The sequence below is a fragment of the Sphingobacterium pedocola genome (assembly GCF_015209965.1).
In the GTDB taxonomy this organism is placed as follows: Bacteria; Bacteroidota; Bacteroidia; order Sphingobacteriales; family Sphingobacteriaceae; genus Sphingobacterium; species Sphingobacterium pedocola.
The window spans coordinates 1,031,563-1,044,765 of the sequence record NZ_MU158690.1 but is presented as its reverse complement, the minus strand read 5'-3'; the positions used below and the strand labels follow the sequence as shown (position 1 = coordinate 1,044,765).

The 13,203-nt window shown below is 43.4% G+C and carries 13 protein-coding genes; 7 read left to right on the top strand and 6 right to left on the bottom strand.

The genetic code is table 11. The features are described 5' to 3' along the window. The first annotated feature begins 106 nt into the window (after window positions 1–106). Both C4F40_RS14415 and C4F40_RS14410 read left to right on the top strand, forming a co-directional pair. The gene (locus C4F40_RS14415) at window positions 107–643 is read left to right on the top strand and encodes a Crp/Fnr family transcriptional regulator (protein WP_231390074.1); all 537 of its coding nucleotides are present in this window, start codon (window positions 107–109) and stop codon (window positions 641–643) included. Between the two features lie 57 nt (window positions 644–700). After that, entirely contained in the window at window positions 701–1,297 is a 597-nt protein-coding gene (locus tag C4F40_RS14410) for a DinB family protein (RefSeq protein WP_196940081.1), read from the top strand. 466 nt (window positions 1,298–1,763) lie between these two features. Here the strand turns inward: C4F40_RS14410 and C4F40_RS14405 are convergent, their stop codons facing one another. After that, the gene (locus C4F40_RS14405; protein ID WP_196940080.1) at window positions 1,764–2,021 is read right to left on the bottom strand and encodes a hypothetical protein; all 258 of its coding nucleotides are present in this window, start codon (window positions 2,019–2,021) and stop codon (window positions 1,764–1,766) included. Between the two features lie 75 nt (window positions 2,022–2,096). Here C4F40_RS14405 and C4F40_RS14400 point away from each other — a divergent pair, with 75 nt between their 5' ends. From C4F40_RS14400 to C4F40_RS14385, 4 genes are all read left to right on the top strand, one after another. Continuing rightward, window positions 2,097–2,285 (top strand): hypothetical protein, encoded by a 189-nt coding sequence (locus C4F40_RS14400; RefSeq protein WP_196940079.1) that lies wholly within the window; start codon window positions 2,097–2,099, stop codon window positions 2,283–2,285. Continuing rightward, window positions 2,282–3,379 carry a hypothetical protein gene (locus tag C4F40_RS14395; RefSeq protein ID WP_196940078.1) on the top strand — a complete coding sequence of 366 codons (1,098 nt, stop codon included), beginning with the start codon at window positions 2,282–2,284 and terminating at the stop codon, window positions 3,377–3,379. The genes C4F40_RS14400 and C4F40_RS14395 overlap by 4 nt, the downstream gene beginning before the upstream one ends. A 370-nt stretch (window positions 3,380–3,749) precedes the next feature. Continuing rightward, the gene (locus tag C4F40_RS14390; RefSeq protein ID WP_196940077.1) at window positions 3,750–4,220 is read left to right on the top strand and encodes a MauE/DoxX family redox-associated membrane protein; all 471 of its coding nucleotides are present in this window, start codon (window positions 3,750–3,752) and stop codon (window positions 4,218–4,220) included. Between the two features lie 140 nt (window positions 4,221–4,360). After that, on the top strand, window positions 4,361–4,702 hold the full coding sequence (locus tag C4F40_RS14385) for a hypothetical protein (protein WP_196940076.1): 342 nt from the start codon (window positions 4,361–4,363) through the stop codon (window positions 4,700–4,702). 67 nt (window positions 4,703–4,769) lie between these two features. On the opposite strand, the gene C4F40_RS14380 is transcribed toward C4F40_RS14385, so the two are convergent. From C4F40_RS14380 to C4F40_RS14370, 3 genes are read right to left on the bottom strand one after another with little or no spacing between them, the layout of a single operon-like run. Further along, window positions 4,770–6,137, bottom strand: coding sequence for a RagB/SusD family nutrient uptake outer membrane protein (locus C4F40_RS14380; RefSeq protein ID WP_196940075.1), 1,368 nt, complete (start codon window positions 6,135–6,137; stop codon window positions 4,770–4,772). Window positions 6,138–6,153: 16 nt separating this feature from the next. Beyond that, entirely contained in the window at window positions 6,154–9,369 is a 3,216-nt protein-coding gene (locus C4F40_RS14375; RefSeq protein ID WP_196940074.1) for a SusC/RagA family TonB-linked outer membrane protein, read from the bottom strand. Continuing rightward, a complete protein-coding gene (locus C4F40_RS14370; RefSeq protein ID WP_196940073.1) occupies window positions 9,353–10,114 on the bottom strand; it encodes a TlpA family protein disulfide reductase in 762 nt (253 codons plus the stop codon). Before C4F40_RS14370 ends, C4F40_RS14375 begins: the two co-directional genes overlap by 17 nt. Before the next feature lie 563 nt (window positions 10,115–10,677). Here C4F40_RS14370 and C4F40_RS14365 point away from each other — a divergent pair. Continuing rightward, window positions 10,678–11,049, top strand: coding sequence for a helix-turn-helix domain-containing protein (locus C4F40_RS14365; protein ID WP_196940072.1), 372 nt, complete (start codon window positions 10,678–10,680; stop codon window positions 11,047–11,049). 67 nt (window positions 11,050–11,116) lie between these two features. Here C4F40_RS14365 and C4F40_RS14360 read toward each other — a convergent pair whose 3' ends face one another. After that, window positions 11,117–12,037 carry an RpnC/YadD family protein gene (locus tag C4F40_RS14360; protein WP_196940071.1) on the bottom strand — a complete coding sequence of 307 codons (921 nt, stop codon included), beginning with the start codon at window positions 12,035–12,037 and terminating at the stop codon, window positions 11,117–11,119. 80 nt (window positions 12,038–12,117) lie between these two features. Beyond that, window positions 12,118–12,834 carry a hypothetical protein gene (locus C4F40_RS14355; protein ID WP_196940070.1) on the bottom strand — a complete coding sequence of 239 codons (717 nt, stop codon included), beginning with the start codon at window positions 12,832–12,834 and terminating at the stop codon, window positions 12,118–12,120. Between the last annotated feature and the right edge of the window lie 369 nt (window positions 12,835–13,203).

Sequence of the window (13,203 nt, the reverse complement as noted above, 5' to 3'; positions counted from 1 at the left end):
GTTATGAGAGATGCTTTTAGTGTAATTAATATCAAAAAAACACAATGCCATTTTATTGTATACCCAAACTATTCGTTATCTTCGAGCATTTTGAAAAAAGAACAAAATGGATTTCGCAAGTGAACTTTACCACAGGATGGAAGACCTCAACGTATGGGAAAAGACTATCGTTGTGGAAAGGAATGGGTATCTCACTGAATACGATTCGGTGGAAAGAAGCCTGTACTACGTCGTATCGGGTAGCTTGAAGGTCTGTATGCAGGATGCCGGCGAAGAGCATATTGTTAGATTTGGATATACTGGTGATTTTATTACCGCATTGGATAGTTTTATCAGTGGGAGACCGTCCGCTTTTTTTATACAAGCAATCAAAAAGACCGAAGTGAAGTTGATTTCCAGGTCCGCTTGCCTATCGTTCATTATGCGAGACCCTACGAACAGACAATTGTGGCAGGATATCCTCGAACAGCTTGTGCTCCAACAATTGGAACGCGAAAAGGATTTGCTCACCAGTTCGCCGAAGGATCGTTACCAACGGATATTGCAGCGAAGTCCGGAACTGTTTCATCGGATTCCACATAAACACATTGCCTCGTACTTGAAAATGGCACCTGAGACATTGTCTCGCCTGAAAAAATCTTGACTTCAATCAATCATTATATGCAGAGAATACCTGAGCTTTGTCAAAAACAAAACAGACATGCTATACGTTGACAAACTATTGACAGAATTAACATACCTTACACAGCAGCATATCCAGGAGATACAATCATTCAAACAGTTGCCGCAAGATGTGCTAAACCGTAAGCCGGATGCTGGTGGTTGGAATATATTGGAATGTGTGGAACACTTGAACCGGTACGGAGATTTTTACATCCCAGAAATTGAGTTTCGGCTCCATAATGCAAATAGTCGACCTTCGGCTGTTTTCAAACCAGGTGTTTTAGGTAATTATTTTGCAAAAAGCATGCTACCTAAAGAACGTCTCAACAAAATGAAGACTTTTAAATCGATGGATCCGGCAGAGACCTCATTAGATTCCTCAGTATTGGATAAATTTATACACCAGCAAGAACAGTTACTCCAACTTTTGGAAACCTCCAGAAAAGTCGACCTAACCCAGGTCAAGACTTCGATCTCTATCTCGAAGTGGATAAAATTGCGCTTAGGTGACACACTTAGGGTGGTGATCTACCACAATCGGAGGCACATCGTACAAGCGCTAAAGATGGTCCCTTCCGATGCTTCTTGTACAAAAGGCTTGTTTACGTTCCGTAAGACGGACTATTGTTCTTAAAGGGGTTCAAGACTTATTTCATTTAAATATCGAATACACTTTGGGTATGGGCTATTTGAAAGTAGATTTATAAAAGGACCTTTTGTTTTGGATCCGTCATCCTGCGGCGCAGGTCATGCAAACCGGCACTGATCTTTCCACCAGGGACCTGACCGAACCGACTTGCGCATCCGGGAATGTGTATGCCACCTCGCTGTCTGATCATTTATAGTAAGATATTTGTGGGTAAACTATTTAGCCTTGGAGCAGCTGGGCAAGATTTTGAAAGCCTGCTTCTGGTAGCGAAGCAGGCGGATTGATTGAAAATATTGTATTCGGGTTATTCGAAAAGATTCTTAGCATTTAAAATGGCTCCTTGTGCTGTTACTGCAGATATTGGTAGTCTGTTGCCCCCCTTCGGTCTCCGCTATAACGTATTAATTCATGGCATTTGTGAATTAATTCACCTACTGTATGCAGTAATTCATTACGCTTGTGCATTTGTTCGCCGTATCTGCATCGCTTTATGGTCTATCTTGCCTGCATGAAACGTACCCGATATATCTTGCTCCTTTGCAGCCGGGTTTTCCAGAAGCGTGTTCCGCCATTTAGTGATCATGCATCCGAGGAATTCGACTTGCGTGTACCGCCTCTCCGTCCGACCCGACCGATCAGGAGTAGTTAAAATTCCGCTTACACAAAAAAACGATTGCCAGATTTTAACTACCACCAGCGTGTCTTTCATCTCTACCTTTGATTTATCAAATACAATAAAAGGCAAATCTGCGGATAACAAATTTGCGCATAAACAACAAAGCATATGAGAACACAAAAATACATAATACAAACAATCACCATAGGTTTACTACTACTATGGACACCGGAATCCATCGATAAGTTAATTAATTTTCACTCGTTTAAATATGTCATACTTCATCAGCCGTTAAGTTACACCATGGCCTGGGCAGCGATCTGGTACCACGATGATATCCATACCCGCCACAGATGATGTCCACGTTATCCATATTGCAAGAAGCCGTCGACCAACATGTGTCGGTCGAAGCAACGCATCTGTCCGTAGCAGCAGAATCGGTAGACACGCTGTGCAACCAGGTGCTTTCGGACATGTCGGCCGTTTACAGGCAATGTGCCAGTTTAGACATGGCTGCGCAGGATGCCAACCAATGCTATGTTTTTTTAACCCGGATCATCGATAAGCTATGGGGCAAACCCCATCTGCTGCAGGTATCTGGTGCCCTGCACGATCTATTGTGCAAGTTCGAACACCGCTATGGCCACTATATCAAATCCTGCAGCACGCTGCCTCTTTATCAACAGCAGGTCCTCCACGATGAAGTCGCCAGGCGGCTACCGGATCTTATCGATAAGCTACATAAAAAGTCCATACCTCATATTTATCTCGATGAACTAGATTACGCGATGAAAAGCCTCTTCCACCCTGGTAAAATACCGGAACTGCATTATAGCCACCGTACGTACTTACCCAGGTTCCTCGGTGCACTGGAAGCTATGGCCGATGACGAGCGATCCAAACCCTGGACCGATCGCTTTATAACGCTCCTGGTCAATCTAAATTTTAATTATATGGGCTTCTACAATCGTTGGGAAAGTAAGCAGAACGAACAATTCGACGCTGCCAATCTGCAGGGTACGGTACACGAGGGCCTAATCCGCCTAGAGTCGGAGCTAAAGCAGTACGGTAACGCGAACCAGCTGGCCTACCATCTTGACCACAAGCCACTGCTGGAACACATGTGGGATTATCTACAGATGCAAAAAAAGCGGGTAAAGCATGCAGACGGAAATGAAATGCAGCGTCTCTATCCGTTTATTCCCTTACGGCTAAACGGACATCAGTCTAAGCTATTTTTCCATGCGTTTTGTGCCGCAGACCTCTTTCCAATAACGAGAAAAGAAGATTCCGCGAAAGCTGTAGCTACAAATATACGTACCGAGAGCGGTACTGCGCTTACATTTCAAAGCCTGAACAGGTACGACCGGGATAAGTTGGCTCCACACGCCCCTTTTGTAATTCGAAAACTAAAGGAAATGACCCTATTTCTGGAAGACGATTTTAAGTAGCTCTTTCCATAAAATTCCAAATTATTTTAAAAAAGTAGGGGACTCCCCCTAGCTCCCCCCCTTTTCAGGGTAAAAATCTTCTCCAAAAACTAGGCATACGCTATCAAAAACAAAGAAAACGACGCGCATTCTGCTACCTTCAAAAATAGCCAAAATCTCCCCCCTCGGCACAGTACCCCCCGCTCATTGCTCAGAAACGAAATCGGAACCCAAAATTCTGTCCCCCTATCTGCTTTCCCTTTTGCTATACTTTTGAAATGTAAGCGAACGAGATAGGTAGTACACGCGCTTAAATAGGCGGTCGCAGAGCAGAATTTCAATCTGCGGCTCCCTATTCGTATACGATAAGTAAAAACTTAAAAATGGAATAATGAAGACACGGAGAAACATATTAACAATAGCCCAGTATAGCTTTATCCTTCTTTGGGGTTATGCAGCAACCATTAAGCTATGGAATTGGGATCAGAGCCAACGTGAAATGCAACTGCAACCCTTTCCGGGCTGGATGGCGGATATCCTCTTTGCGCTGATCCCACTTTTGGAACTAGGAATTGTCTACCTATTGATTAACCGCAAGACGGTAAAGCGCGGTATACAGCTGTCTGTACTGCTGCTCAGCACATTTACGCTCTACCTTGCCCTAGCTGTCGGCAGCGCTTTTGGCAAGATCCCCTGTGCCTGCGGCGGAATCCTGCGTAATATGGGACATTTGGAACACATAGCATTCAACCTGCTCTTTATAGCAGTCGGAACAGTAACATTGGCATTGGCCCAAAGCAGCAGGCTGCGCGATGACGTCTCACGCAGAACCCGCAGAAAGGAGGATGACGCCTTAATCTGACAGCGCTAGTGAGCAGGGACTAGGCTTTACCTGCATCGACGGATTCTCCCTCTGGCATAAGCCTTCGGAATGCCATGGAGCAGGTCGTGTGATGGACCTGATGAAATCAGAACACGCTAATCTTTTTAAATTTTTATATTATGGTAAAAACATTTAAAAACTTCGACAAGGGCGCCTTAGTTGCGTTGGCAGTTGCCGGATTCTTTGCGATCTCTTGGACCAATGCAGCGTATAAATTGGGCCCGCAATGGTATCAAGTGACTGAGTCTGGAACCGATCCCGATCCGGAAAAGAACCAGCATATTGTTGGTCTTTACCCAGGAGGAACGCCAACAAATCCATGTGACGAGACATCGGGCGAAATCTGTGCTATTCAGCTCGATTTCAATCCCGAAGAGACGGATATGCCCTCAACTGTATCTGAAGCAAAAAACCTTGCAGAAGTTACAGTAGGATCGAGCCGCTTTTCGCAAGAAAACTAGTCATTAAAGTTAATTTTTAAACAGGGCCAATACAGTTAGGTCTGTCTGCTAGGACAGACCTAATTATTTATTGTTCGTTCTGTGGCAGTCTACCCAATTCTATTTCACTCTGGGGCAACGGCCAAACCCATCGAGTACTCGTCGGCGTCAATTCATACCGCTTTCCATTAACAATACGAAAATAAATACCGGATTGCCCCGGATCGGCAGCAAACCGTCTCATATCGTACCATCGCAGGCCGCGCATAAAAAGTTGTTTCCGCCTCTCTAAAAGAACCCTATCAATAAGATCTTTCTGCTGAGCTATCTGTAAAGGTTCAAATGAATCATTGTGCCTTTTTATCAATAATTTATTTAACCACACAGAAGCCTCCATTAGATTATTCATACGGGCTCTTGATTCGGCGGCGATTAGATAAAGTTCGTCGACTGCTATACCTACGAAATATCCAGATGGTCCACTATAAGATCCTTTAAACGAAACACGATTATCAGCGTGATTTGTAAAATACAGCTTAGCTCGTAAATCTGTTGCCTCGTAGGAATCCAAGATATGCCTAACAACATTAAGCCTTGCTGAATTTATGATTGTGACGTTAGCTCTCTGAAAGAAAATAACTTCCGGATTATCTTCACCGTAATTTTCTGGAAAAGTGAAAGTAGCCGTTTCATCCAACGAGTTATAGTCAAGTAATTCATCATAAATTTTTAAACTTTCCTCTGCATAGTGAACCGTTCGTTCATAATCTCCTATTTGCAAATACACGCGTGCTAATAAAGCATATACCGTGTTTTTCCCGGGTCTAAATTTATGTGCGGACCTTTCCGGCAATAAATCGGCTGACTGTTTCAAGTCAGCAAGTAATTGGTCATACAACTCCTTCACAGTCCCCCTTCCCGTCCGCACTTGGATATCATAATCCAAGCGCAAGGGAATACCCATATCCCTATTTGCACTATTGGGATCATACTTCCTGCAGAATATCTCAGCTAGCTGAAAGAAGGCAAGTGATCTATAAAAAAGCGCTGTTCCCTTAACCGCATTCCACTCAGCTTGATCGGATGGCTTCGGCGATATCTTCTCGACATCCAATGCAAGGTTTGCATGGAGAATCTGTTGATACCCCCAATTCCAATCATTGCTCTCTCCACCTTCAAATATATCTCCTGCCGACCATATGTAAGCGTTTTTCTGATAAACTTGGCTTAATGCATTGTATCGTACATCCGAAATAGTATACTCATCCGATCCAATCAATGCTAATTCTAATGCATTGACCTGATTGAATACGTCATAATTGTCCAATATCGCTTGATAATCACTAATCAAAACAGGAACCGTCTGGTTTGACACCCTTTTGATGTCCAAAAAATCCTTACCGCATCCAGCGAATACGCATGCGGCAATACAATATATAAGTAATTTCGTTTTCATTTCTGATCTTATTAAATTAGAATCCAATTTGAACACCGATCGCCACTTGTAAAGGTGGCACATACTCAGCATCCACATAGTCCGGATCAATTCCATGTCGATTTGCCTTCCAGAGAATACCTATATTCCTTGCATACCCAAACAACCTTAAATTCTTAAATCCAGTATTTTTTATTGAAGATCCGGAAAATATGTAGGACACGTTAAGGTCCTGTAACCGAATGAAATCACCTCGGGTGATCAATATTTTGGAGAATGAATATGATTGAGCCCGATAAGAATCGTATGTATCCAATCGAGCTGGTACATTCGTGAAATTTTCGTCTCCCGGCATCAACCACCTGTCCAAATAGTCTAGATGATAGTTCTGATGAGCATCTGTTATTGATGAAGGGTCTATTGATTTTCGCCGGAATACAAAATTAGACTTAAATGTCAGCAAAGCGGAAATAGAGATGCCTTTCCATGAGAATTCATTTCTTAGAGAACCATACAAGGGCGGTACCGTTACGCCGGCTCTGATCAAACTTTCGACGTTGAACGACGTATAATAAGTCCGGTAATCTTCTGATGCCACTCCATCTATCAGAACATGAAGATTCCCCGTTGACGGGTCAAGTCCAGTCCACGGCATAGCGTACATAATATCACGCGAAACTCCCCGATGTGGTGGGGCCGGGTTTTGCGCATAATACCCTATCGATAAAACATCTTGGGTCGCATAATCCTTGACTTCATTACTTACATAATTGATCAATACCGTACTATTCCATGTAAATATTCCAGAAAGATTTCGACTGTTCAGCTGTACATCCAATCCTTTTGTTTTTAGGTCTGCATAATTTACCAGATTAGAGTTAACCGCGACCCCGCCCGTAAAAATCCCAGTGCTAGGTGGCAGTAAATCTTGACCGATCAGGTCATGGGCATTTTTAACATAATAATCTACACTTCCGGACAATCTATTGTTCCTACTTCTAAAGTCCATCCCTAGGTTGGCCGTATTTATGAGCTCCCATCTCAGTGAAGGATTACCAACAGAAGTAAGCGTGCTATACGGAAGCTGCGAAATCCAATGCTTGCCCCAGTGATAAATCGTAGGATAAGCACTTACGGTCTTATTTACATTTCCAGCGCTACCATAGGTACCCCGAAAACGTAAATAGTCGATAACTTCTGTTCTGAACCAGTCTTCTTTTGATATCTCCCAGCTCCCCCCCACAGACCACAAGGGCGTCCCTTTCTGATTTGTTTTAACGCCGAATAGATTGGACCCATCCCATCGCAAGGATCCCGAGAGAATATACTTTTCTCTATATGTATGACTTACATTGGCAAAATAGGACAGGTAACGATCGATAAACCGCAGATTGGAATTCGAAGGCGCATTTATGCGGGAGCGCGACGTGGGGCGGACGGTGTAGTTCTCCGTGTAATTAAAATTTGTAACACCCGTCATCAATTCAGGATCGTAGTTGTACAACGTGCTGCCGGGCATACTGCGTTCTGCAAATTCACGTACCTCCGTCCCTGCCAGTGCATAAATCTGATGATCTAACCCAAAGTTTTGCTCATAGTTGAGCTGTGCACGACCTGAATGACTACGCGATGCTGACGGACCCGCTTGCTGAAAGATTCCCCCATATGGAATAATCCTTGAACCATCCGGTTGCGTAAAGCGGTTTACCATATTACGGACGTAGTAGCTATCCTTATCATACGCCGTCGTACTGCCGCTGTTACCTTTGATATACTGGTAGGTCGCATTAAGGTTAAAGTGATCCAAAAAATTATATCGAACACCTACATTTGCGCGGAGTTCCTCCGCATTACTTTGTCTGTCAATTAGATCCCGCTCTGCAAGCGGCCTGTACTGCCAGTCCAGTAGACCCTGTGCTTCTGCCTCATCTACATAAGTCTGCCGGTAGTCCTTTATGATCGACCGTGGATCACCACCGTCGTCCGTCAGTCGTGTATAAGGCGAGAGTCCAACATGCGTTGCATGCCCTTTTAGATCATTCAGACCGATGCCGTTGTTGACCGCTTTCTGCTGGCTGTACCACAGTGCGGTGCTAAATTCTAAATCTTTAGCCGGCTTAAATGTATTCTGGATATTCAGGTTGATCCGTTCATTATGGTTACCGATCACATCTGCGCGGTTCCGATCGTATCCTCCTGAGACGAAGTAGGTGAAACGTTCTCCACCGCCCCTTGCATTCAGCGCATACTGCTGGTAAACAGAAGGCTGATAAAGGTGGGTCATGGCTTCCTTACGTACCTCGGTCGTTTTCATAACTGCCTCCTGCCGGGCAAAATCCTCTTGGCTAAGGGTTCCATTTTCCAGCGCGATAAGCATTTCGACGTATTCTGGAAATGGCACCTGCTGCACATTTGACAGGTAATATCCCCCATGCTCATATTTTTCCTTTTCGATCTGCATCACTACGTCTGAAGGCAATCTATTGCGGTTGTACATCAGATCAGGCTTCTGTCCGATTGTTACATTGCTATTCAGCGACAATTGCCCCTTTTGATTATAGCGTCCCTGTTTTGTCGTAATGACGATGACACCATTGCCCGCTCTTGCTCCCCATATGCTCGCCGCCGCTGCGTCTTTCAATATGGTTATGTTTTCGATATCGTTGGGATTGATGCTGCTGATATCGCCTTCATACGGGAAATTGTCCACGACGATCAGGGGTGATGCATCGGACTGTATGGTTGCCAGTCCACGTACACGGATATCCGACGCTCCGGTACCTCCGGCATTGACAAACTGTACTCCCGATGCGACGCCTTCCAGACGTTGCAGGATGTTACCGCCGACGGACCGGTTAAGCAGCCCGTTGTCGACCTGCGTGAAGGATCCGGTTGCCCGTTCGCGGGGAATACTATAGAAACCGGTATTTATTGCGACCTCTTCTATTGCATTGGTTTCTTTTTCTAAATAAACTGAGATATCACGCATGACGCTACCGACAGATATTTTTTTAGGTTGGTATCCGATGTAGCGTACCAGCAATGTATCGGGAGCCATAGCCACGACGAAGCTGAATTGCCCTTCCCTATCGGTCATCGTTGACCTACCGCTGCCCAGCAGTTGCACGGTAGCTTCATGCAGGGGCTCCTGGCTTTCCGAGGAATATACCGTACCCCTTAATTGTGCATTAGCTTGTGTACTTAGCAGTATATAGATGAAGACTGCGACTAATATGTTATTTGCTCTGCTCATCACCGGCTCCTCCCGTATAGCGTCTGTCAAAATAGGTCAAAAAATCATTCATTATAATGCCCAGCGGTATCCTTCGCAGCGCCTTCCCAATAACTTCCGGCGTGACATCCTTATGGTGCGGAATAGCCAGTAGACGTCCGTCGTGGATCCACACCTGGCCGAAGCTTTTATAGGAATAGAATAGCCGGTTGATTATCGTATCCGCAGTGTTACCTACTGCTATGGGCAATGTCCAGCCCTTTTCCTTGGCAAAGGGGCCTATCCGTTGGTTATCTCCGTAAAGATGGACCGGTAATACCACTACTTCCTGACGATATCTTTCCTGGAGCTGGTGCCATTTATCTACTGACGCGATACATGGCACACATGCCGTATTCAAGAAATCCAGTACAAGCAGCTTGTCTCTATAGTCGGAAAGCTTGATTTTGGCAAGACCTTGTGGATGATTTATAACTTGGAGTTCCTGTTCCCAAAAGGCTTCAGGCAGACTATCGCCAATGACGATACCGCCCTCGGGAATTCGGATATCATTCAGCCCCTCCACAGCCTGCTCTCCAGCAGACTGCGCCTGGGCATCACTAAACACTATGAAACAAAAAATCGTCAATAAGATATACCTGCCGGGTAATACCGGTCTATGCCTTTGATTTGCAGGCGAGAATATTTCATGTTGTATTTGGGCAACCTCTAAAAGGGTTGGGATATGGGCAAACAAGCGCCTTATGTAGCTGTATATTAGCTTCATTTATATGTAGATTTACAATATTCATAATTTTGTTATTTGAAAAAATCTATCTATGTGCGGGCGCCACGCAGTGAGATAGTGAATAGCCATAAAATGGCTATTACCCTATCAAACCGGAGATTTAATGAGGTTTTTGTAAAGTTGTTTTTTCATAACTCACTCTTTTTATTCTATTTAAAGAGCGAGAGGTCCAAAAAAATAAGCGACATGGGCCTCTGCTCGTCTCCTCCCCAGGCAAGTTCGGAAAAACGAGTGAGCACACCATGCCGCTTATCATGTAAATTTATAATAAAATTAATACATGCACGACATGGGGCTTCACCCGATCCAGTTGGCTTCCTTTTTTGCCTGGGGAGGACCAACTGTATCTTTATAAAGCCGTAAAATGGCTAATATATTATTCACCAATTAGTTTCAAACTAATTATTGAACACGTTATAATCATTTACTTATACAAGTATATAAAAACATTTTATCAATCGACAAATAAAATAAACTTTTTGACAAATTATATGGTTCGATAGGTTGTAATTATACATACTATCAACTACCATATTTGTTCTATGAAAGAAAAGATAGGGCAAATAATCAAACAGGTCGCTACCTCCAAGGGGTTAAGCCAAAAGCAATTTGGTGATAAAATCAATAGAACTAAGCAAGCTGTAGCCAACATATATAAAAGGTCTACAATAGATATTGAATTACTAAAAGTAATTAGCGAACAATTAGACCATGACTTTCTCGATTATTATTATGAAGATGAGCCGTTTAAAACTTTCCGTGATTTAAAAGTAAAAGAATGGGAGGAAAAGATTAATACTCTAGTGGGTGAATTGAATTCAAAAGATAAGTTGATAGAAAAAAATGACGAGATACTTTTGTTGCAACGGAAATATATTGCTCAATTAGAAGAAAAGCTTACTCAGCAAAAGTAATATATACTAAAAAAGTCGAACAGGTTGTTCGACTTTTTTAGTTTTATTTTTCAATCTACCAAAATTTCTAAATCTTCTTTTTGGCCAAATCTGTACGAATTTTCTTGACCAAGCTCACAGAAACTACAGCTAATGACGCGATCTTAGCATCATCAAAGTCCGTTTGCTTCATAAGGTTCACAACAAACTCATGGCTTTTTTGCTCAGCACCATGCTGCCTTTCCTGTTTTTTTACAATTTCTATAACACCCATATTGATTGTACCTCCTGACAATTGTATTACATGTTCATCAAATATACGATTTATTTCTAGATCATTAATGTACAAAAAGTTTTTTAGAAAAACAAGAAAACTAATAATGCGATCATGGTCGTATTCGTGTTTCAGCAATGCCTTAGCAATTGTAAGACGGTCCTCGCCCAGCTCATTATCGGCGATCTTGCCTTCTAGCAAAGCTTTTTGGCAAGCCAATACGATCAATGCAAAAGCATTGTCCATTGCCAATAACTCGGTCTCGCTGTGACCGAATATGTGATAGGCTCGATATTGGAAGTGTATCTGTGTATCAATTACTCGGTGATGGTACTCGGATGGGCAAGGTTGAGTCTTGTCTCCCGTGAACACGGCAATTGTTTCCACTGGCCCCTCATTGCGATCGAGCAACCGATAATGGTACTGAAACATCCTAAATGCGAAATCTTCCTGCCGACCTCCCTCAATCTCGGTATGCACTAATATGCGTTTTTCAGTACCATCTTTTAGAAACACCTTGGCCAACAGGTCGGCAACCCGTTTGCCTTTCTTGCGCTCCCTGTCGGGTACGATTGCCAAAAGCTCCTTGTCCATAAACTCAATCTTTCTGGAAAGGTCGAATATAACGTCGGCATCCTGATAAAGAAACCTCAGAAAATCAGGGAAATTCTCCTCGAATGCTCCTTTGAGGAGTTCATCATTCTGTTTAGGCGGTTTGCGAGATAGTTGACTCATAATTACCTTTTTGGTTACCAAAACAAATATAGTGAAATAGACTCGAAACTAAAAATATTAGCTTTTTTTTAAAAAGCTGATTAAAAATGTAGTAAAGCGAACTTGATTATACTTCTACGACAAAGACGAACCCATCTAGTGTGAGCATCTCGCTCGTGTCTAACCCCAAGAATCCCGAGGAATAAACTTAAGGTAAATCTATTCTTGTAAATTATCCATTTTGAATGGTTTGTGCTTTCTTTATTAATTGGTGTTAAATTAGTACTATATCTCTTTAACTTGAGTTCATTGCAATCACTTGCACACAGTAGGAAGTTGTCTGCGCTACAAAGAAACTTGCTTCCGTTGCTGGGGAGACTTACTGTACTCTCCAGCGTATTGTCTGTAGTACTGAGCCGTTTGCTTCGGCGTCCCATCGCTGTGTTTGCGATGCAGGGGAGACTTCCTCCGCACTCCATCGTATTGCCTGCAGTGCTGGTTCGTTTGCTTCGATATTCCATCGCTTCGCCTGTGCTGTCAGGGAGACTTCCTCCGCACTCCATCGTATTGCCTGCAGTGCTAGTTCGTTTGCTTCGATATTCTATCGCTTCGCCTGTGCTGTCAGGGAGACTTCCTCCACACTCCATCGTACTTCCTGCTTGCTCCAAGCGTTTGCTTCGACATTCCATCGTCTTGCCTGTGCTGTTGGGGAGACTTCCTGAGCACTCCAGCGTATTGTCTGCGATGCTAATGCGTTTGCTTCGACGCCCCATCGCTTCGTTTACGCTGCCAGAGAGAATTCCGGCTTTCTCCATCATACTGTCTGCGGTGCTGATGCGTTTGTCTTCCGTGCGCAATTGATCGTCTCCTGAGCCGATTTTTCGTTTGTTGTACTTATCGAGACACTTTTCCCGGCCTTATTTAAAGGTATCTCACCTTGTAATGGACTGTCTTTTTTCTTTGAGAACAGGACATACCTCTCCCTGTTGCGTAATTTTCGCATTCTTTTAATGGTTAGTGTAAAGGTTATAAAGGGCAGCGAAGGTAAAAATAGAAGATGGAACTTACTGTGATATGAAGTGGGATAGATTTGGATACTTTCGCGATATTGTATTGGCAGAAGATATCGACAGGATAGTGAAGTTCCCAAATGGAAAAAAAAATCAAGTTCGAACTTTCTTTACTGA

Excerpts from the sequence above, each read along its gene's own strand:
- C4F40_RS14415 (WP_231390074.1), top strand. The coding sequence starts at position 107 with ATGGATTTCGCAAGTGAACTTTACCACAGGATGGAAGACCTCAACGTA.
- C4F40_RS14410 (WP_196940081.1), top strand. The coding sequence starts at position 701 with ATGCTATACGTTGACAAACTATTGACAGAATTAACATACCTTACACAG.
- C4F40_RS14405 (WP_196940080.1), bottom strand. The coding sequence starts at position 2,021 with ATGAAAGACACGCTGGTGGTAGTTAAAATCTGGCAATCGTTTTTTTGT.
- C4F40_RS14400 (WP_196940079.1), top strand. The coding sequence starts at position 2,097 with ATGAGAACACAAAAATACATAATACAAACAATCACCATAGGTTTACTA.
- C4F40_RS14395 (WP_196940078.1), top strand. The coding sequence starts at position 2,282 with ATGATGTCCACGTTATCCATATTGCAAGAAGCCGTCGACCAACATGTG.
- C4F40_RS14390 (WP_196940077.1), top strand. The coding sequence starts at position 3,750 with ATGAAGACACGGAGAAACATATTAACAATAGCCCAGTATAGCTTTATC.
- C4F40_RS14385 (WP_196940076.1), top strand. The coding sequence starts at position 4,361 with ATGGTAAAAACATTTAAAAACTTCGACAAGGGCGCCTTAGTTGCGTTG.
- C4F40_RS14380 (WP_196940075.1), bottom strand. The coding sequence starts at position 6,137 with ATGAAAACGAAATTACTTATATATTGTATTGCCGCATGCGTATTCGCT.
- C4F40_RS14375 (WP_196940074.1), bottom strand. The coding sequence starts at position 9,369 with ATGAGCAGAGCAAATAACATATTAGTCGCAGTCTTCATCTATATACTG.
- C4F40_RS14370 (WP_196940073.1), bottom strand. The coding sequence starts at position 10,114 with ATGAAGCTAATATACAGCTACATAAGGCGCTTGTTTGCCCATATCCCA.
- C4F40_RS14365 (WP_196940072.1), top strand. The coding sequence starts at position 10,678 with ATGAAAGAAAAGATAGGGCAAATAATCAAACAGGTCGCTACCTCCAAG.
- C4F40_RS14360 (WP_196940071.1), bottom strand. The coding sequence starts at position 12,037 with ATGAGTCAACTATCTCGCAAACCGCCTAAACAGAATGATGAACTCCTC.
- C4F40_RS14355 (WP_196940070.1), bottom strand. The coding sequence starts at position 12,834 with ATGATGGAGAAAGCCGGAATTCTCTCTGGCAGCGTAAACGAAGCGATG.